This is a genomic window from Luteimonas cucumeris (assembly GCF_007830035.1).
Lineage (GTDB): Bacteria > Pseudomonadota > Gammaproteobacteria > Xanthomonadales > Xanthomonadaceae > Luteimonas_C > Luteimonas_C cucumeris.
This window is the reverse complement of the sequence record NZ_VLKN01000001.1, coordinates 429,324-449,544: the sequence shown is the minus strand read 5'-3', so window position 1 is coordinate 449,544 and position 20,221 is coordinate 429,324. Positions and strand designations below refer to the sequence as shown.

At 67.3% G+C, this 20,221-nt stretch carries 16 protein-coding genes; 13 read left to right on the top strand and 3 right to left on the bottom strand.

Going from position 1 to position 20,221, the window contains the following annotated elements:
• Positions 1-118 precede the first annotated feature (118 nt).
• The gene (locus IP90_RS02010) at positions 119-304 is read right to left on the bottom strand and encodes a hypothetical protein (RefSeq protein ID WP_144897935.1); all 186 of its coding nucleotides are present in this window, start codon (positions 302-304) and stop codon (positions 119-121) included.
• A gap of 77 nt (positions 305-381) precedes the next feature.
• Between IP90_RS02010 and thrA the strand changes: the two genes are divergently transcribed.
• The 13 genes from thrA to leuB all read left to right on the top strand — a co-directional run bounded on the left by thrA (position 382) and on the right by leuB (position 17,044).
• Positions 382-2,904, top strand: a complete 2,523-nt coding sequence (thrA, locus tag IP90_RS02005) for a bifunctional aspartate kinase/homoserine dehydrogenase I (protein ID WP_199753366.1) — start codon at positions 382-384, stop codon at positions 2,902-2,904.
• Entirely contained in the window at positions 2,901-3,860 is a 960-nt protein-coding gene (locus IP90_RS02000) for a homoserine kinase (protein ID WP_144897934.1), read from the top strand. The genes thrA and IP90_RS02000 overlap by 4 nt, the downstream gene beginning before the upstream one ends.
• Complete coding sequence (gene thrC / locus IP90_RS01995; RefSeq protein WP_144897933.1) at positions 3,857-5,143, top strand: threonine synthase; 1,287 nt, start codon at positions 3,857-3,859, stop codon at positions 5,141-5,143. The genes IP90_RS02000 and thrC overlap by 4 nt, the downstream gene beginning before the upstream one ends.
• A gap of 343 nt (positions 5,144-5,486) precedes the next feature.
• The gene (ilvD, locus tag IP90_RS01990; protein WP_144897932.1) at positions 5,487-7,226 is read left to right on the top strand and encodes a dihydroxy-acid dehydratase; all 1,740 of its coding nucleotides are present in this window, start codon (positions 5,487-5,489) and stop codon (positions 7,224-7,226) included.
• A 53-nt stretch (positions 7,227-7,279) separates the two neighbouring features.
• Entirely contained in the window at positions 7,280-8,296 is a 1,017-nt protein-coding gene (gene ilvC, locus IP90_RS01985; RefSeq protein WP_144897931.1) for a ketol-acid reductoisomerase, read from the top strand.
• Positions 8,296-10,062, top strand: a complete 1,767-nt coding sequence (ilvG, locus tag IP90_RS01980) for an acetolactate synthase 2 catalytic subunit (protein WP_144897930.1) — start codon at positions 8,296-8,298, stop codon at positions 10,060-10,062. The genes ilvC and ilvG overlap by 1 nt, the downstream gene beginning before the upstream one ends.
• Positions 10,046-10,279: an ACT domain-containing protein gene (locus tag IP90_RS01975; protein ID WP_144897929.1), complete on the top strand. Its 234-nt coding sequence runs from the start codon at positions 10,046-10,048 to the stop codon at positions 10,277-10,279. Before ilvG ends, IP90_RS01975 begins: the two co-directional genes overlap by 17 nt.
• 107 nt (positions 10,280-10,386) lie before the next feature.
• A complete protein-coding gene (locus IP90_RS01970) occupies positions 10,387-11,262 on the top strand; it encodes an aminotransferase class IV (protein ID WP_158635241.1) in 876 nt (291 codons plus the stop codon).
• Positions 11,262-12,365, top strand: a complete 1,104-nt coding sequence (locus IP90_RS01965; RefSeq protein WP_144897927.1) for a threonine dehydratase — start codon at positions 11,262-11,264, stop codon at positions 12,363-12,365. Before IP90_RS01970 ends, IP90_RS01965 begins: the two co-directional genes overlap by 1 nt.
• Positions 12,362-13,903, top strand: a complete 1,542-nt coding sequence (locus IP90_RS01960; RefSeq protein WP_144897926.1) for a 2-isopropylmalate synthase — start codon at positions 12,362-12,364, stop codon at positions 13,901-13,903. Before IP90_RS01965 ends, IP90_RS01960 begins: the two co-directional genes overlap by 4 nt.
• Positions 13,904-13,915: 12 nt before the next feature.
• Positions 13,916-15,358, top strand: coding sequence for a 3-isopropylmalate dehydratase large subunit (gene leuC / locus IP90_RS01955; protein WP_144897925.1), 1,443 nt, complete (start codon positions 13,916-13,918; stop codon positions 15,356-15,358).
• Positions 15,358-15,969: a 3-isopropylmalate dehydratase small subunit gene (leuD, locus tag IP90_RS01950; RefSeq protein ID WP_144897924.1), complete on the top strand. Its 612-nt coding sequence runs from the start codon at positions 15,358-15,360 to the stop codon at positions 15,967-15,969. Before leuC ends, leuD begins: the two co-directional genes overlap by 1 nt.
• Entirely contained in the window at positions 15,959-17,044 is a 1,086-nt protein-coding gene (gene leuB / locus IP90_RS01945) for a 3-isopropylmalate dehydrogenase (RefSeq protein ID WP_144897923.1), read from the top strand. The genes leuD and leuB overlap by 11 nt, the downstream gene beginning before the upstream one ends.
• Positions 17,045-17,191: 147 nt before the next feature.
• Here leuB and IP90_RS01940 read toward each other — a convergent pair whose 3' ends face one another.
• Both IP90_RS01940 and IP90_RS01935 read right to left on the bottom strand, forming a co-directional pair.
• On the bottom strand, positions 17,192-18,247 hold the full coding sequence (locus tag IP90_RS01940; RefSeq protein ID WP_144897922.1) for a 2-oxoacid:ferredoxin oxidoreductase subunit beta: 1,056 nt from the start codon (positions 18,245-18,247) through the stop codon (positions 17,192-17,194).
• Positions 18,248-18,335: 88 nt separating this feature from the next.
• On the bottom strand, positions 18,336-20,219 hold the full coding sequence (locus IP90_RS01935; RefSeq protein WP_144897921.1) for a 2-oxoacid:acceptor oxidoreductase subunit alpha: 1,884 nt from the start codon (positions 20,217-20,219) through the stop codon (positions 18,336-18,338).
• Positions 20,220-20,221 lie beyond the last annotated feature (2 nt).

Here is a 20,221-nt window from a genome sequence, read left to right as displayed (position 1 = left end):
CGGTCGCCACGTGCAGGCTTCGTGGGAGCGACTTGCCACCCGCGCGCTGTTGAGCTTTGCCGCCGGGGACCTCGCAGCAGAACCACCGGACGAAGGGGACGATCGCGCAGGGCCGTCATCATCGGATCCCCTTGACGCAACGCACCATCGTCCGGTATTGCTGTCGCATGCACGCCGCGCCCGCCATCGCCCGCTTCGTTCCATTGCCGTCCCGCGGCAATGCGTTCGCGGCTGCGACGACGATTACCACCACGACCACCACCTGTTCCCGGGTGCGGACGCGCGTGTCCTTCTGATCGACCACGCCGCTTCGCACCCGAACAGGGTGCGGGCTGGCAGCCCTCCCCGGATCGCAGTGCGGAGCCCAACCGGAGCTCCGACATGCCGTCTGCGCCTGCTTCAAACGAACCTTCTTCCTGCCACGTGCACAAGTTCGGCGGCAGCAGCCTGGCCGATGCCGCGCGCATCTGCGGCATTGCAGCGTTGCTCGACGATGACGCGGCCACGCGCCTGGTGGTGGTGTCGGCAATGCAGGGCACGACGAACTCGCTGGTGGCATTGGCCGACATGGCACGCGCCGGCGACGACTGGCAACCGGGCTGGGAAGCGCTGCGACAACGCCACCTGCAGGCCGCTGCGGCGATCGATGCGCAGGAGCGGTTTGCGCTGCAGGCCACGCTCGGCGACGAATTCGATGGGCTCCATCGTAACCTTCAAGCTGTCGCCGTCGATGACGACGTTGATGAGCGCATCCGCGCGCGTATCCACGGCCTCGGTGAAATCCTGTCGTCGCGGCTCGTACACGCGGCCCTTGGTGGCGAAGCCGCGGGCTGGCAACGCCTCGACGCACGCGAGGTCCTGGTCGTGCACCCCGGCGAAATGGGCGTGGGCGTGGACTGGGATCAAAGCCGGCGCCGCTTCGCGCAATGGCGCGCGCGACATCCCGGCTGCAATGCCGTCGTCACCGGCTACATCGCCAGCGACGCGCAAGGCCATGCCACCACGCTCGGCCGCAACGGCAGCGATTATTCGGCCGCGATCTTCGCCAGCCTCTGCAATGCCGACGCGCTGACCATCTGGACCGATGTCGACGGCGTGCTGTCGGCCGATCCGCGGCTGGTGCCCGATGCGGTCTGCCTGCCGTCGCTGTCGTATGCCGAAGCCTGCGAACTGGCCTATTTCGGCGCCAAGGTACTGCATCCACAGACGCTGGCGCCGGTGCAGTCGCGCGGCATTCCGCTGCGCATCCGCAATACGCTGCGGCCTCAGGCGCCAGGCACGCTGATCGAGGCGCGCGCCAACGCCGGCGACGTGCCAGTCAAGGGCCTGAGCCTGGTCAACGATCTTGCGATCCTCGAATTGATCGGCAGCGGCATGATCGGCGTGCCCGGCACTGCTGAAAAACTGTTCGCCGCGCTGCATGGCGCCGGCGTGTCGGTGACGATGATCTCGCAGGGCTCGTCCGAACATTCGATCTGCTGCGTGGTCCGCGCCGACCAGGCCGAACGCGGCCGCGCAGCGATTGCCGCCGCGTTCGCAGAAGCGATGGCCGACCAGCGCACGCAGGCCGTGCGCGTGACGGCGGACATCTGCGTGCTGGCCGCGGTCGGCGACGGCATGGTCGGCACGCCGGGCGTGGCCGCGCGCCTGCTCGGCGGGCTGGCGCAGGCGCGGGTCAACGTGCGCGCCATCGCGCAGGGCGCCAGCGAACGCAACATTTCGCTGGCCATCGCCCGCGCCGATGCCACGCGAGCGCTGCGCGCCGCGCACTCGGCATTCTGGTTATCGCCGCAATTCGTGTCAGTCGGCATCATCGGTCCCGGCCAGGTCGGCCGCGCGCTGCTGTCGCAACTGTCGGCGACCCTGCCGCGCCTGCGCTCGCAATCGCGGCTGGACCTGCGCATCCGCGCGATCAGCGACAGCCGGCGCATGGTGTTGTCGGAGACAGGATTGAACCCTGGCCTCGCGCTGGATGCCTTGCGCGACGACACCGCGCAGGCGGCCGACCTGGATCTTTTCGCCGCGCACGTGCGCGCCGAGCACCTGCCGCATGGCCTGATCATCGACTGCAGCGCCAGCGACGCGGTCGCGGCGAAATACCCGCAATGGCTGGCCGCCGGCATCCACGTGGTGACGCCCAACAAACATGCCGGCAGCGGCGACTGGACGCGCTACGCCGCGATCCGCGAAGCGCAGCGCCAGGGCGGTGGCCGCTTCCTGTACGAGGCCACCGTCGGCGCCGGACTGCCGGTGATCCTGACCCTGCGCAACCTGCTCGACACCGGCGACGTACTGCACGGGATCGATGGCATGCTGTCGGGCACGCTGGCCTGGCTGTTCAACCGTTTCGACGGCAGCCAGCCGTTTTCCACGCTGGTGCGCGAGGCGCAGGCGCTGGGCTACACCGAGCCGGACCCGCGCGACGACCTGTCGGGACTCGACGTGGCGCGCAAGCTGGTGATACTGGCGCGCGAGGCCGGGCGCGAACTATCGGTCGAGGACGTGGAAGTGGAGAGCCTGGTGCCGCTGGAATTGCAGCAAGTCGGCCGCGAGGAATTCCTCGCGCGCCTGCATGAACTCGATGCGCCGATGCAGGCGCGACTGGCCGCCGCCGACGCGCAAGGCTTGGGCCTGCGCCATGTCGCGCAGCTCGGGCAGGACGGACGTGCGCGCGTCGGGCTGGTTGCCTTGCCGGCCGATCACCCCTGCCGGCACACCCGCCTCACCGACAACCTGGTGCAGTTCCGCAGCCTGCGCTATACGGACAACGCGCTGGTCGTGCTCGGTCCTGGCGCCGGCCCGCAGGTCACCGCCGCCGGTGTGTTCGGCGACATGCTGGCGATCGCGCAATCGCTCGGCGCGCAGACCGGCGCTCCTGTCATCGCCGCGGGTGCAGGCGCATGAGCCCGCAACGCTCGCATGCACGCGCATTCGCGCCGGCCAGCGTCGGCAATATCGGCGTCGGTTTCGACCTGCTCGGCCACACCGTCGATGGTCCACGCGATATCGCCATCGTGCGCCGCATCGACGAACCGGTGGTGCGGATCGCCGCGATCGGCGGCGTGGCGCCGGGTGCGGACTCGCTGCCTTTGGCGGCGGAAAAGAACACCGCGGGACAGGCCCTGATCTCGCTGCGCAAAAAGCTCGGCGTCGCGCACGGCTTCGAATTGCATCTGGAAAAAGGCATCGCGCTGGGCTCCGGCCTCGGCGGCTCGGCTGCCTCGTGCGTGGCCGCGGTGGTCGCCGCGAATGCCGTGCTCGATGTCCCGTTGCGGCGCGAGGACCTGTATCCGTTCGCACTGGATGGCGAGTCGGTATCCAGCGGCAGCCGCCACGGCGACAACGTCGCGCCGATGCTGCTCGGCGGCGTGGTGATGGCAACGGCCACGCGGATGATCCCGTTGCCGGTACCCGACTGGCTGCACGCGGTCGTCGTGCATCCCGACCAGGTGCTGGAAACACGGCGCGCGCGCGCGGTGCTGGCCGAGCCGTATCCGCTGTCGCTGGTGGTCGAACAAAGCACGCACCTGGCGCTGTTCCTCACCGGCCTGCAGCGCGGCGACGCCGAGCTGATCCGCGAAGGACTGCACGATCTGTTGGTGGAGCCGCGGCGCGCACCGCTGATCCCGGGATTCATGCAGGTCAAGCAGGCGGCGCTGGACCATGGCGCCCTGGGCGCCAGCATTTCCGGCGGCGGGCCCAGCGTGTTCGCCTGGTTCGCTTCGAAAGCGGAGGCGACGTTGGCGGCACCGGTGATGCGCGCGGCATTTGCGGCCGCGGGATTCGATGCGCGCGCCTATGTCTCGCCGGTGGCGGGGCCGCGTGCGGAGGTGATCGAGCAGCCTGGGCTTCGCGCATGAAGTTTCCCAGCATCCGCGGCATCGCAAGGCCCGCTTCCATCGATGAGGCCCTGGCGGCAGGCCTCGCGTCCGACGGCGGCCTGTACGTGCCGGAACGCTTCCCGAAATCTGCCCTTTCGGGCCCACCTACCACCCTCGCCGAAACTGCACAGGCGGTGCTGGCTCCGTATTTCGAGGACTCCTCGCTGCGCGAACAGCTCGGCGATATCTGCGCGCACGCTTACTCCTTCCCCGCGCCGCTGCGCCCGTTGAAGGGCGAAGGCGACTGGTTGCTGGAGCTGTTCCACGGCCCGACCGCCGCGTTCAAGGATTACGCCGCGCGCTTCCTGGCCGAAGCCTTGTCGCGATTGCGCGGCGACGACGCGCCGCCGACCACGATCATCGTCGCCACCTCCGGCGACACCGGAGCCGCGGTCGCATCGGCGTTCCATCGCCGGCCCGGCCTCAACGTCGTCATCCTCTATCCCGATGGCCGCGTCTCGCCGCGCCAGGCGCACGGCCTCGGATGCTGGGGCGACAATGTGCGCGCATTCCGCGTCGATGGCAGCTTCGACGACTGCCAGCGGCTGGCCAAGCAGGCGCTGTCCGACGAGGCCCTGCGCCGCGAACGGCCGCTCAGTTCGGCCAACAGCATCAGCCTCGGCCGCCTGCTGCCACAGACGGCGTATTACGCGCATGCGGCCTTGCAGTTTCGCGCCGCGCACGACGCGCCGTTGAACTTCATCGTGCCGACCGGCAACCTCGGCAACGCCTGTGCGGCCTACGTGGCCAAACGCATGGGGCTGCCGATCAGCGAAATCCGCTTGGCGACCAATGCCAACGACGTGCTGCCGCGCTTCTTCGCCGGCGCCGACTATCAACCGCAAGCCACGCGCGCGACGCTGGCCAATGCCATGGACGTCGGCGCGCCCAGCAACTTCGAGCGTCTGCGTCACTGGTACGGCGATGACGATGCGCTGCGCGCCGACTTCACTGCCGAACCGGTCGACGACGATGCCATCCGCGGCACGATCCGCGAGGCACCGCGGCGCCACGGCATCGTGCCCTGTCCGCACACCGCGACCGGCCTGCACCTGCTCGAACACCTGCGCGCGGAAGGCGATGCCCGTCCCTGGGTCGTGGTCGCGACCGCGCATCCGGCCAAGTTCGAAAACATCGTCGAGCCGCTGGTGGGTCATGCGATCGAACCACCGCCGGCGCTGGCCGCATCGCTGGCGCGCCCGGCCTTGGCTACCGCGCTTGCCGCCGACTACCACGCCTTGCGCGCGCAACTGCTGCAATGAGTCCGGCATCACGACCTGACGCCGTTACAGACGAAACTATTGACACGCCGCAATCGGGCGTGTTTATCTCGTTGTCATGACGCAGCGCAGCAACCACCCGCAGATCGCACAGGCCCGGCCGCAAGCCGTGGTTGACGCATCGCGCCTGGCGTTGCTGCTCGCGACTTCGGTGGCGCTCATTCTTGTACTCGTACTTATTACCGAGCCAATCAGCGCGGAGTACGGGTTTGCGTAAGTAACGCCAACAAACCCAGGTCGAAAGAACCAAGACCCCGCGCCCGAAACGGCGCGGGGTTTTTGTTTTTGCGGCCTGGAATCCACTTCCTCAAGGGAATTCCGGTTCGTGAGAAGCAATGCCATCAAGCAAGGTCCCGCACGCGCTCCGGCACGCGCAATGTTGCGCGCCACCGGCCTCGACGATGCCGCCATCGCCAAACCACTGGTCGCCGTCATCCACACCTGGACGGACGTGTCGCCGTGCAATTTCACCCTGCGCGACCTGGCCCGGCACGTGCGTGGCGGCGTGATCGCCGGCGGCGGCACGCCGGTCGAGTTCAACACGATCGCGGTCACCGACGGTATCGCCATGGGTAGCGACGGCATGCGCGCGTCGCTGGCGTCGCGCGAGACCATCGCCGATTCGATCGAACTGGCGGTCAGCGGCCATTGCCTCGACGCGATGGTGCTGCTGGTCGGCTGCGACAAGACCATCCCGGCGGCGGTGATGGCGGCGGCACGGCTCGACATCCCCTGCGTGATCCTCTACGGCGGCACGATCATGCCGGGGCGTTGCAGCAAGGAAGGCAACGACAAGGCACTGACCGTGCAGGACGTGTTCGAGGCAGTCGGTGCGCATTCGGCCGGAAAAATCGACGACGCCGAACTGCATCGCATCGAATCGCATGCCTGCCCGGGCGCCGGTGCCTGCGGTGGCCAGTACACCGCCAACACGATGGCGATGGTGCTGACCTTCCTCGGCCTGTCGCCGCTGCAGTACAACGACATCCCGGCGGTCCATCCCGACAAGGCCGGCGTCGCGCGCGCCTGCGGCGAACTGGTGATGCAGCGCCAGCGCGATGGCGCATCGACCCCGCGCCGGCTGATCACCACTACCGCGCTGCGCAACGCCGCACGCGCCGTCGCGGCCACCGCCGGCTCCACCAACGCGGCGCTGCACCTGCTGGCGATCGCGCACGAGGCGGGTGTCGCATTCGGCCTGGAGGAATTCGAAGCCGCGTCGGCGCACACGCCGGTGATCGCCGACCTGAAGCCCGGCGGCCGCTACACCGCCGCGGAGATGTTCGAACAGGGTGGCATGGCGACTCTGGCTCGCGAGCTGCGCGCAGCCGGCCTGATCGAGGACGTGCCGACGATCACCGGCCGCAGCTTTTTCGCCGAACTCGACCAGGTGCCGGCACCCGCCGCGCAGGACGTGATCCGCGCCGTTTCGAATCCGATCAAGCCGCGCGGCGGTTATTCGATCCTGTACGGCGATCTCGCACCCGAAGGCTGCATCGTCAAACTCGCCGGCCATGGCCGCGAGCATTTCGAAGGCACGGCGCGCGTGTTCAATTCGGAGGAAGCTGCATTCGCGGCCGTGCAGAACCGGCTGATCGCCGCCGGCGACGTGATCGTGATCCGTTTCGAAGGCCCGGCCGGTGGCCCCGGCATGCGCGAAATGCTGGCCGTGACCGCGGCGCTGGTCGGACAGGGATTGGGCGACGACGTCGCGCTGATCACCGACGGCCGATTCAGCGGTGCGACGCATGGCTTCATGGTCGGTCACATCTCGCCGGAAGCCGCCCGCGGTGGCCCGATTGCGCGGCTGCGCGACGGCGACACGGTACGCATCGACGTCGCCACTCGGCGCATCGATGTCGCTGCCGACCTGTCATCGCGTCTGCCAGTGCGCATCGCGCCCCGCGTAAGCACCGGCGTGCTCGCCAAGTACGCGCGCGACGTGCGCTCGGCGTCGCAGGGCGCGGTAACCGCGCCCGGTCCGCTGGATACCACCGAAAGCGCGACGCGCGACATATCCGTTTCAGTCATCACCAATGACGCGCGGGAGATGCTGATCGTTTGACCCTGTGAACGACCATTCCACCTTCACTCCCATCACCCAACAAGGCCATCGCAATGACCAGCACCAGCAAACCCCGGATCACCATCGTCGGTTACGGAAGCCAGGGCCGCGCGCATGCGCTCAACCTGCGCGATTCCGGTTTCGACGTCACCGTCGGCTTGCGGTCGGGCGGCCCGACCGAAACCAAGGCCAGGGCCGACGGCTTCACCGTCAAGGCACCGGCCGATGCGGTGAAGGGCGCCGAGATCGTCGCCGTGCTGACGCCCGACATGGTGCAGCCGCAGCTGTATGGCGAGGTCATCGAACCGAACATCGCGCAGGGCGCATGCCTGCTGTTCGCGCACGGTTTCAACGTGCATTACGGCCAGATCACCCCGCGCGAGGACCTCGATGTCGTGCTGGTCGCACCGAAGGGTCCGGGCGCGCTGGTGCGTCGCGAATACGAGATCGGTCGCGGCGTGCCCAGCGTCTACGCCGTGCACCAGGACAAGTCAGGCAATGCGGAAACGTTCGCGCTGACCTACTGCGCCGGCATCGGTGGCGCGCGCCAGAACGCGATCCGGACCACCTTCAAGGAAGAAACCGAGACCGACCTGTTCGGCGAGCAGGCCGTGCTCTGCGGTGGCGCGACGAAACTGGTCCAGGCCGGCTGGGAAACGCTGGTCGAAGCCGGTTACCAGCCGGAAGTGGCCTACTACGAGTGCCTGCACGAATTGAAGCTGATCGTCGACCTGTTCTACGAAGGCGGCGTCACCCGCATGCACGAGTTCATCAGCGAGACCGCGCAGTACGGCGCGCTCACCCGCGGCCCGTACGTGGTCGACGACAACACCCGCGCGCAGATGAAGAAGGTGCTGACCGAAATCCAGGATGGCACGTTCGCGCGCCAGTGGATAGCCGAATACGCCGCCGGCAACGCCAACTACAAGTCGATGAAGCAGGCCGACCTCGAGCATCCGATCGAAGCCGTCGGCAAGAAGCTGCGCGCCAACATGAAGTGGCTGTCGACTTCCCCGCAGCAGGCGCAGCCACCCGCTGCCGCGCTCGAACCTCAGACGGCGGCCGCGTGATGAACGGTGCCCGCTGGCTGGTGCAGGCACTGGCCGCAGAAGGCGTGGACACGCTGTTCGGATATCCGGGCGGCGCGATCATGCCTTTCTACGACGCCCTGCACGGCGCGGCCTCCAGCGGGCATGCGATGAAGCATGTCCTGGTCCGCCACGAACAGGGTGCGGCTTTCGCTGCCAACGGCTACGCCCGTGCCAGCGGGCAAGTGGGCGTATGCGTCGCGACCTCCGGTCCTGGCGCGTCGAACCTGGTCACCGGCATCGCCGATGCGATGCTGGACTCGGTGCCGATGGTGGTCATCACCGGCCAGGTGCCGACCACGCTGATGGGCACCGATGCGTTCCAGGAACTGGACGTGTTCGGGATGACGTTGCCGATCGTCAAGCACAGCTTCCTCGCGCGCAGCGTCGACGACCTGTCGCGCATGCTGGGCGAGGCGTTCCGCATCGCCCGCTCGGGCCGTCCCGGGCCGGTGCTGATCGACCTGCCCAAGGATGTGCAGAACGGCGATGCCTCGCACCTGCCCATGCACGCGCCGCTGCCGGTCGAACGCGCGCCGGCGCCGATGGACGCATCGCTGCATGCGGCGCTGGCGCTCGTCTCGCAGGCGCAGCGCCCGGTGGTGTATGGCGGTGGCGGCATCGCATTGGGCGATGCGGTGCAGGCCTTCCGCACCTTCGTCGATGCCACCCAGATTCCGTCCGTGCTGACCCTGCGCGGGCTGGGTGCATTGCCGACCGGTCATCCACTCAATCTGGGCATGCTCGGCATGCACGGCAGTCGCGCGGCGAACCTCGCCGTGCAGGAATCCGATCTGCTGATCGTGGTCGGCGCCCGCTTCGACGATCGCGCCACCGGCAAACTTGCCGAGTTCGCGCCGAACGCGCGCGTCGTGCACATGGACCTCGACGCGTGCGAGATCGGCAAGCTGCGCCACGCCGATGTCGGCGTGCGCGGCGACATCCGCGCCACGCTGACCGCATTGACCCTGCCCTGCGCCGCGCACCTGCACGGCCGCAACGGCGCGTTCCGCCGGCAATGGCGCGCGACCTGCCAGCAACGCGCACGCGACCATGCCGCGCGCTACGACGCGCCCGGCGACAGCGTCTATGCACCGGCGCTGCTGAAGCAGTTGTCGGAACGCGCACCCAGGGCCGTGGTCGCCTGCGATGTCGGCCAGCACCAGATGTGGGTCGCGCAGCACTGGCGTTTCAGCGATCCGCGCCAGCACCTGACCAGCGGCGCACTCGGTGCGATGGGCTTCGGCCTGCCAGCCGCGATCGGTGCCCAGCTGCAGGATCCGGACGCGCAGGTGATCTGCGTCAGCGGTGATGGGTCGTTCCTGATGAACGTCCAGGAACTGGCCACCCTCAAGCGCTACGGCCTGCCGGTGAAGATCGTGCTGCTCGACAACCAGGCGCTGGGCATGGTGCGGCAATGGCAGGAACTGTTCTTCGACAAGCGCTATTCCGAAGTCGACCTGTCCGACAACCCCGACTTCGCCGCGGTCGCCACTGCGTTCGGCATCCATGCCCTGCACGTCGATCGCGCCGATCGCGTCGACAACGCATTGCAGGCGCTGCTCGACTCACCCGGCCCTGCTCTGCTGCATGTCGCCATCGACCAGGCCGCGAATGTCTGGCCGCTGGTGCCGCCGAACCACAACAACGCGCAGATGCTCGACGCCGATGAAGCCACTTCGTTGCTGATCGGCAACGCGCCCCACCTTTCCCCGCCCAAGGATGCCAGCCATGCGATATCAGCTTGATCTGACCCTGCGCCAGGCCGAAGGCGCACTGGTGCGCGTGCTCGGCACCGCCGAACGCCGCGGCTTCCGTCCCTTGGCCGTCGACGGCGAAGCGCAGGCCGATGGCGACCGCTGGTACCTGCGCATGACTGTCGAAAGCGAACGCTCCGACGAGTCGCTGCAACAGCAGCTGGCGAAGCTTTACGACTGCCTGGACGTGCAGGTGACGCCATGTTGAACAAACCCGCGGAACAGTTCCCTCCACCCTGTCATCCCGAACGCAGTGAGAGACCTGTTGTTTCTGCCGTTGAAAAGCAGGTCCCTTGCTCCACTCGGAATTACATTTTGGATACGCCGCACGACAAACCCAGGCTGTGGTTCGACGGCGACATCGTCGATGCCGACGCACTGCATGCCGACCTGAGCACGCATGCCCTGCACTACGGCAGCGGTGTGTTCGAAGGCATCCGCAGCTACGCCACCGCGCACGGTGCCGCCATCTTCCGACTGCCGGAACACCTGGAGCGCATGCGCCAGGGCGCGGAACTGCTCGGCATGGACTTCGACGTGGCTCAGGCTACCGAGGCCACCGTGCAGACACTTCGCGCCAATTGCCATCGCGACGCTTACATACGTCCGCTGACCTGGGTCGGCGCGGGTAGTTTCGGCCTCGACGTGTCCGGCCACCCGCAGCACATGATGGTGGCGACCACGCAGAGCCTGGTGCACCTCAATGGCGCGCGCGCGCGCATCGGCGTGTCGTCGTGGCGGCGCAATCCGGCCGATTCGCTGCCGCCGCTGAAACTGTGCGGCGGCTACGTCAATTCGATCCTGGCCAAGCGCGAAGCCCGGAGCCGTGGCTACGGCGAGGCGCTGTTCGTCGACCACGACGGCTACGTGGTCGAATGCACCGGCGCCAACGTGTTCATGGTCAAGGACGGACGCGTCACCGCGGTCGAGCACCGCGACGCATTGCCCGGCATCACCCGCGACACCCTCATTACGCTGAGCGGCGCGACGTCGCGCGCGGTGACGCTGGCCGAACTGCAGGATGCCGACGAGGTGTTCGCCTGCGGCACCGCCGCCGAGGTCGCACCCGTGGCCGAAGTCGAAGGCCGCAACTATGGCGACAATCCGGTCAGTCGTGAACTGGCGGCGCTGTACGCACGCGTGGTGCGCGGCGAGGAATCGACCTCGCACGCCTGGCTGACGCCGGTCTGATGGATCCCGCCGTAGCCAGCGATGTTGCCGTGACTGCCGCCGACGTACTGGCGGCGCAGGCGCGGCTGCGCCGCTACCTCGATGTGACGCCGACACACTATGCGGAACGTTTCGGTTGCTGGCTGAAACTGGAGAACCTGCAGCGCACCGGATCATACAAGGTTCGCGGCGCACTGAACGCGCTGCTGGCCGCGCGCGAGCGCGGAGATCGGCGCCAGGTCATCACCGCCTCTGCCGGCAACCACGCGCAGGGCATGGCCTGGGCCGCCTACCGGCTCGGCATCCCCGCGATCACGGTGATGCCGAAAAATGCGCCCGAAACCAAGATCGCCGGTGTCGCGCACTGGGGCGCGGCCGTGCGCCTGCACGGCGAAAGCTATGACGAAGCGAAAGCGTTCGCCGCCGAACTCGCCGCACAGAATGATTTCCGCCTGCTGTCCGCGTTCGACGATGCCGACGTGATCGCCGGCCAGGGCACGGTCGGGCTGGAGATCGCCGCGGCGATGTCGCCGGACGTAGTGCTGGTGCCGATCGGCGGCGGCGGCCTCGCCTCGGGTGTCGCGCTGGCCCTGAAATCACAAGGGGTGCGCATCATTGGCGCGCAGGTCGAGGGTGTCGATGCGATGGCGCGCGCGCTGAAAGGCGATCGCGGTCTGCGCGATCCGGCCACGACGCTGGCCGACGGCGTGCGCGTCAAGGAGCCTGGCCATCTCACCCGGCGCCTACTGGAATCGCTGCTCGACGACATCGTCATCGTCCGCGAAGCCGAACTGCGCGAGACACTGGTGCGGTTGGCGCTGGAGGAACACGTGATTGCCGAAGGCGCCGGCGCGCTGGCGCTGGCCGCCGGCCGGCGCGTCGCCGGAAAGCGCAAATGCGCGGTCGTTTCCGGCGGAAATCTCGACGCCGGCGTGCTGTCGCGGTTGCTGTCGGAAGTGCGGCCGCGGCCGCCGCGCAAGCCGCGCCGGCGCGTGCGCGAGCGACTTCCGTTGCCGGCAGCGAAGCCACTCCCGCTTCCTGCCGGCCTTCTTCCCGACCTGGACACGCCTTCTCCTTCGAGACACCGCACCCGTACCGACATTACCGAGGAACTCCTCGCATGAACGCAGCCGCACCCGATCACGTACGCATCTTCGACACCACCCTGCGCGATGGCGAACAGTCGCCCGGCTGCAGCATGTCGCCTCAACAGAAAGTGGTGATGGCGCGCGCGCTCGCCGAGCTTGGTGTCGACATCATCGAGACCGGCTTCCCGGCCAGCTCTCAATCCGACCGCGAGGCGGCCGCGCTGATCGCGCGCGAACTGCGCGAGACCACGCTGTGCGTGCTGTCGCGCTGCCTGCCCGGCGACATCGAAGCCTCGGCGCGCGTATTGCAAGCCGCCGCGAAGCCACGCCTGCATGTGTTCCTGTCGACCAGCCCGCTGCATCGCGAGCACAAGCTGCGGATGAGTCGCGAGCAGGTGCTGGAAGCGACCGCGCGCAACGTAGCCCATGCGCGCAGCCTGGTCGACGATGTCGAGTTCTCGACCGAGGACGGTACCCGCACCGAGAAGGACTTCCTCGCCGAAGTGATCAGCGCGGCCATCGCCCACGGCGCCACCACGATCAACGTGCCGGACACGCTGGGTTACACCACGCCGTCGGAAATGCGTGCCCTGTTCCAGCGGCTGATCGCCGAGGTGCCGGGCGCGAAGGACGTTGTGTTCAGCGCGCACTGCCACAACGACCTGGGCATGGCCGTGGCCAACTCGCTGGCCGCGATCGAAGGCGGCGCGCGCCAGGTCGAATGCACCATCAACGGCATCGGCGAGCGCGCCGGCAACTGTGCGATGGAGGAACTGGTGATGGCGCTGAAGGTACGCGGCGCCTACTTCGACGCCGACACCCGCATCGACACGCGCCGCCTGGTGCCGACTTCACAGCTGTTGTCGCGGCTGGTCGGCATGCCGGTGCAACGCAACAAGGCGGTGGTCGGCGCCAACGCCTTCGCCCACGAATCCGGCATCCACCAGCACGGCATGCTGCGCCATCGCGGCACCTACGAAATCATGAATCCCGAGGATGTCGGCTGGCCGGCCTCGCAGATGGTGCTGGGCCGTCACAGCGGTCGCGCCGCGGTCGCGCATCGCATGCAGGCGCTTGGTTACGTGCTGGAAGACGATGCACTGGATCGCGTGTTCGCCGAGTTCAAGGCGCTGTGCGAGCAGCAGCGCGTGGTCGAGGACGACGACCTGAAGCGTTTGATGCAGGGCGATGCTGGCGACGACGGTTATCGCCTGGCATCGATGACGGTCAGCGACCGCGGCCAGCGCGCAGTGGCGCAGGTCGAGCTGTCCGACCCTCGCAGCGGACACGTGATCGAAAGCGCCTTGGGCGATGGTCCGGTCGATGCGCTGTTCGCCGCACTGTCCGCCGCCACCGGCGTCGAACTGAAGCTCGAGAGTTACCAGGTGCACAGCGTCGGCATCGGCAACGACGCACGCGGCGAGGCGAACCTCAGCGTGCGCCACGAGGATGGCGAGTACCAGGGCACCGGCACCAGCAAGGACATCATCGAGGCGAGTGCACTGGCGTGGCTGGACATCGCCAACCGCGTGCTGCGCACGCGCCAGCCGCAACGCATCTCCGCATCGGCCTGACCGGAAATCACCATGAACGCCCCGAAAACCCTGTTCGACAAACTGTGGGACGCGCACGTCGTCACGCCGGAGAGCGACTCGACGCCGGCGATCCTCTACATCGATCTGCACCTGATTCACGAAGTCACTTCGCCGCAGGCCTTCGCCGAACTCGACGCGCGCGGCCTGCGCCTGCGTCGTCCTGACCTGACCAAGGGCACGCTCGATCATTCGACGCCGACGCTGCCCGCCGACGCCGGCGGTCGCCTGCCCTACGCCAGCGCGGAAGCCGAAACCCAGGTGGACACGCTGCGCCGCAACTGCGCGCGCCATGACGTGGAACTGTTCGATTTCGACAGCGCCCAGCGCGGCATCGTCCATGTGATCGGGCCGGAACTCGGACTGACCCAGCCCGGCATGACCATCGTCTGCGGCGACAGCCACACCGCGACCCACGGTGCCTTCGGCGCGCTCGCGTTCGGCATCGGTACCAGCGAGGTGGGACACGTGCTTGCCACGCAATGCCTGCTGCAGCGCAAGCCGAAGACGCTGGCGATCACCATCGACGGCGAACTCGCGCCCGGCGTCGGCGCCAAGGACCTGATCCTGCACGTGATCGGCGTGATCGGCGTCAATGGCGGCACCGGCCATGTGATCGAGTACCGCGGCTCGACCATCCGCGCACTGTCGATGGACGAACGCATGACAGTCTGCAACATGTCGATCGAGGCCGGTGCGCGGGCCGGCCTGATCGCGCCGGACCAGGTGACCTTCGACTATCTCGCGACAACGCCGCGTGCGCCACAAGGCGTCGACTTCACCCGTGCCGTCATGCGCTGGCGGGAACTGCACAGCGACGATGGCGCCCGGTTCGATCGCGAGGTACGCATCGATGCGCGCACGGTCAAGCCGACGTTGACCTGGGGCACGCATCCTGGGCAGGTCGCCGCGGTCGACGCACGCCTGCCACTCGCGCGCGATGCCGACGAAGGCAAGGCGCTGGCCTACATGGGCTTCGATGGCGGCGATGCGCTGGCGGGTCGTCCGGTCGACGTGGTGTTCGTCGGCAGCTGCACCAATTCGCGGTTGTCGGACCTGCGCCAGGTCGCCAGCGTGCTGCGTGGGCGACGGGTGCATCCGCGCGTGCGCATGCTGGTGGTGCCAGGTTCCGAGCAGGTCAAGCGTGCGGCGGAGGCAGAAGGCATCGATCGCATCGTGCGCGATGCCGGCGCCGAGTGGCGCGAACCGGGCTGCTCGATGTGCATCGCGATGAACGGCGACCTGGTCGGTCCCGGGCAACTCGCCGTATCGACCAGCAATCGCAACTTCGAAGGCCGCCAAGGCAAGGGTGCGCGCACGCTGCTGGCCTCGCCACTGACCGCGGCGGCGTGCGCGGTGATGGGCGTGGTCGCCGATCCGCGCGACTTCCTGCCATCGCCTCCCGTACGCAACCGTTCCCTGCGGGAGGTGGCCTGATGTCCACCTTCACCGAACTGGTGTCGCGCACCGTGGTGCTGCGCGAGCGCAACATCGACACCGACCAGATCATCCCCGCGCGCTTCCTGACCACGACCGAACGCAAGGGACTGGGCCGCTACGCTTTCAATGACTGGCGCTGGCTGGCTGATGGCAGTACCAATCCGGAATTCGCGCTCAATCGCCCAGAGAACGCCGGCGCGCAGATCCTGGTCGCCGGCCGCAATTTCGGCTGCGGCTCCTCGCGCGAACACGCGCCCTGGGCACTGACCGACCTGGGCCTGCGCGCGGTGATCAGCAGCCAGATCGCCGACATCTTCCGCAGCAACGCACTGAAGAACGGCCTGCTGCCGATCGTGCTCGATGACGCCATCGTCGACGAACTGCTGGCGCAACCCGGCATCGAGCTGCGCATCGACGTGGCCTCGCGCAGCGTGTCCCTGCCGGATGGCCGTCACTTCGAATTCCCCCTCGATTCCTTCGCCCAGACCTGTCTGCTGCAGGGCGTGGATCAGCTCGGCTATCTGCTCAAGCAGCAGTTCGCCATCACCCGTTTCGAGAACAGCCGCCTCACCGCGCATCCGCCACAGGAGTTCCACCATGCACGCTGAAATCGTCGTATTGCCCGGCGACGGCATTGGCCCCGAGGTCACCGCGGCCGCCGTCGCCGTGCTGCGCGCCGTCGGCCAGCGCTATCGCCACCACTTCAACCTGCACGAGCACGCGATCGGCGGCGCCGCGATCGACGCCTGCGGCGATCCGCTGCCGGAAAAGACGCTGGCCGCATGTCACTATGCCGATGCGGTGTTGCTGGGTGCGGTCGGCGGCCCGAAATGGTCCGATCCGGGCGCGAAAGTGCGCCCCGAACAGGGCCTGCTGGCGCTGCGCAAGGCCATGGGCCTGTACGCCAACCTGCGCCCGGTGCAGCCGCATCCGGCCACGCTGGGCGCAGCGCCGATCAAGCCGCATCTGCTGTCCGGCGTCGACCTGGTGGTGGTGCGCGAGCTCACCGGTGGCATCTATTTTGGCGACAAGACGCGCGATGGCGGCAGCGCCAGCGACGTCTGCCGCTACAGCGTCGGCGAAGTCGAACGCGTGGTGCGACGCGCCTGCGAACTGGCGCGGGAGCGCCGTCGCCACGTGACCTCGGTCGACAAGGCCAACGTGCTGGAAACCTCGCGACTGTGGCGCGAAGTGGCGACGCGCGTCGCCCGCGACGAATTCCCTGACGTCACCCTGGAGCACCAACTGGTCGATTCGATGGCGATGCACTTGCTGTCGCGACCGCGCTCGTTCGACGTGATCGTCACCGAGAACATGTTCGGCGACATCCTCACCGACGAGGCTTCGATGCTGGCCGGTTCGATGGGTCTGCTGCCCTCGGCCTCGCTGGGCGACGAACGTGTCGGCCTGTACGAGCCGATCCATGGCTCGGCGCCGGACATCGCCGGCCGCGGCATCGCCAACCCGATCGGCGCGATCCTCAGCGTCGCCATGCTGTTGCGGCATTCACTGGGCCTGGCGATGGAAGCCGGTTGCGTCGAGCAGGCGGTATCGGCGACGCTCGACGACGGCATCTTCAGCGCCGAACTGGCACATGGCCACGCGGCAGGCACCCGCGAAATCACCGCGGCCGTGCTGGAGCACATTGCAGCGGATTGCCACGTCGCCGAGTTGCGCGATTGAGCGCGTCGTAGAACGGAGCTTGTTCCCTGCTTTTGCTTGTCTCCTTCCCCTTCAAGGGGAAGGCCGGGATGGGGATGGGTTTGATCTTGCAGGGAGGATCAACGTCAAACCCATCCCCGCCCAACCCTCCCCTTGAAGGGAAGGGCTTCAACGCAGCGAGGCGTTGATCCTGTCGAGTACCGCCGAACCCGGACTCAGTTCGGCCGCCTGCAGCGTGTTCAACGGTACCGGCACCGTGTTGAGGTGCCCATGCAGGTCGTTGGACTGCTGGTCGAAGTACAGCAATCCGGTCACTACCTCGCCCATTGCGTGGCGCTGCTGGATCAGGTTCATCGCCGCCAGCCGGTCGCAGGGATCGTAGGCTTCGTCCAGCTTCCGCAGGCGCAACACGGAGCCATCGTGTTGCTGTACTTCCATGGTGTCTCCAGCCGCGTAATCCACCACGATCTCGGCGCGTGGCACCATCACGTCGAGCTGGTTGACCGCGTCGTTGTGCTCGCGCACGTAATCGTAGCTCCGGGTGCTGCCGGGGTGGTTGTTGAAGGCCACGCAGGGACTGATCACGTCGAGGAAGGCCGCGCCACGATGCGTCAATGCGCCCTTGATCAGCGGCACCAACTGGTGCTTGTCGCCCGAGAAGCTGCGCGCGACGTAGCTGGCGCCGAGTTGCAGCGCCATGCTGACCATGTCGAGCGGACTGTCGGTGTTGGCGACTCCCTTCTTCGACACCGATCCCTGGTCGGCCGTGGCCGAGAACTGGCCCTTGGTCAATCCATACACGCCGTTGTTCTCGACGATGTAGACCATGTTCACGCCGCGCCGGATCGCATGCACGAACTGGCCGATGCCGATCGAGGCCGAATCGCCGTCGCCGGACACGCCGAGGTAGATCAGATCGCGGTTGGCGAGGTTGGCGCCGGTCAGCACCGACGGCATGCGTCCGTGCACGGTGTTGAAGCCATGCGACTGTCCGAGAAAATAGTCCGGCGTTTTCGAGCTGCAGCCGATTCCGGACAGCTTGGCGACGCGATGCGGTTCGACATCCAGTTCCCAGCACGCCTGGATGATCGCCGCCGAAATTGAATCGTGTCCGCAGCCCGCGCACAGCGTGCTGATCTTGCCTTCGTAATCGCGCCGGGTGAAGCCGATCGCGTTGCAGGCGAGCGTGGGGTGATGGAGCTTTGGTTTGGCGAGGTACGTCATGGCTGCTTGCTTCCCACCGTCATTCTGTCATCGCGACCCCGCGCCCGATCCGGTGTCGGGATGAACAATAGAAAGCAAGCCGCGATAATCACGCGACCCTCTCCGCTCTCGATTCCGGCCGCAAACGCGCTGATATCGCATCCGAAATGAATCGTGCCGTGATCGGCGTGCCGTCGTAATGCAGCACGGCCACCAGCCGCGCCGGATCGATGCCGAATTCGTTCACCAGCAGGGAACGCAACTGCGCGTCACGATTCTGCTCGACCACGAACACCGAATCGTGCGCATCGATGAAGGCCTTCACCGAATCCGGGAACGGGAACGCACGCACGCGCAGCGTGTCCAGCGCGATGCCACGCTCCTGCAGCCGCTCGATCGCCTCATCCATCGCCGGACTGGTGGAGCCGAAATGGATCGCGCCATGGCGCGCCGGCATGTCGGACTGCCGCAACAGCGGCTGCGGCACCAGCGATCTGGCCGTGTCGAACTTCTGCAGAAGTCGTTGCATGTTGTAGACGTAATCCGGTCCGCGCTCGGAGTACTGTGCCTGCGGATTGCGCGAAGTGCCGCGGGTGAAATACGCGCCTTTGTCCGGATGCGTGCCGGGATAGGTCCGGTACGGAATACCGTCGCCATCGACGTCCTTGTAGCGGGCGAACTCGCGGCCTTCGTCGAGTTGCTCCGCGGTCATCACCTTGCCGCGGTCGTAACTCCGGGCGTCGTCCCAGGCGAACGGCGCGCATAGGCGCTGGTTCATGCCGATGTCGAGATCCGTCATCACGAACACCGGCGTCTGCAGGCGATCGGCCAGGTCGAGCGCGGCAGCGGCGAATTCGAAGCATTCGCGCGGGTCTTCGGGGAACAGCAATACATGCTTGGTGTCGCCGTGCGAGGCATAGGCGCAGGCCAGTATGTCGGATTGCTGCGTGCGCGTCGGCATGCCGGTCGATGGTCCACCGCGCTGCACGTCGATGATCGTGACCGGGATCTCGGCGAAATAGGCCAGACCGATGAATTCGCTCATCAGCGAGATGCCGGGGCCCGCCGTGGTGGTGAAGGCGCGTGCGCCGTTCCAGCCGGCGCCGACCACCATGCCGATCGAGGCTATCTCGTCCTCGGCCTGGATGATGGCGTGGCGCGCGCGGCCCTGATCGTCGACGCGGTACTTCTGGCAATACTTCTGGAACGCCTCGGCCAGCGACGACGACGGCGTGATCGGATACCACGCACAGACCGTTGCGCCGCCGTAGACACAGCCCAGTGCCGCCGCGGCATTGCCTTCGACGAAGATCCGGTCACCGACCGCATCGGCCTTGCGCACCTGCAGGCCGATACCCTTGTCCGAGAGTCCGGCCATGGGTGGCCGGGTGGAGGGGTCCGCATTCAACAGGTGCTCGCGCACCCAATTGCGACCCAGGTGCAGGGCTTCGATGTTGGGCTGGAGCAGCTTTTCCTTGCCCTTGTACTGCTCACCGATCAGCGCTTCGATGACCGGCACGTCGATGTCCAGCAGTGCACTCAGCGCACCGACATACATGATGTTCTTGAACAGCTGGCGCTGGCGCGGATCGCTGTAGGTGGCGTTGCAGATCTCGGTCAGCGGCACGCCGATGACGTTGACGTCGTCGCGGAACTTCGACTTCGGCAAGGGCTTGCTGTTGTCGTAGAACAGATAGCCGCCAGGCTCGATCTCGGCGAGGTCGGCGTCCCAGGTCTGCGGGTTCATCGCCACCATCAGGTCGACGCCGCCACGCCGGCCCAGCCAGCCGCGCTCGGATACGCGCACCTCGTACCAGGTCGGCAGGCCCTGGATGTTGGACGGGAAGATATTGCGTGGGCTGACCGGCACGCCCATGCGCAGGATGGCCTTTGCGAACAGTTCGTTGGCCGAGGCCGAGCCGGAGCCGTTGACGTTGGCGAACTTGACGACGAAGTCGTTGGTGGATTGCAGTGGGGCGAGGCTCGGCGTCATGC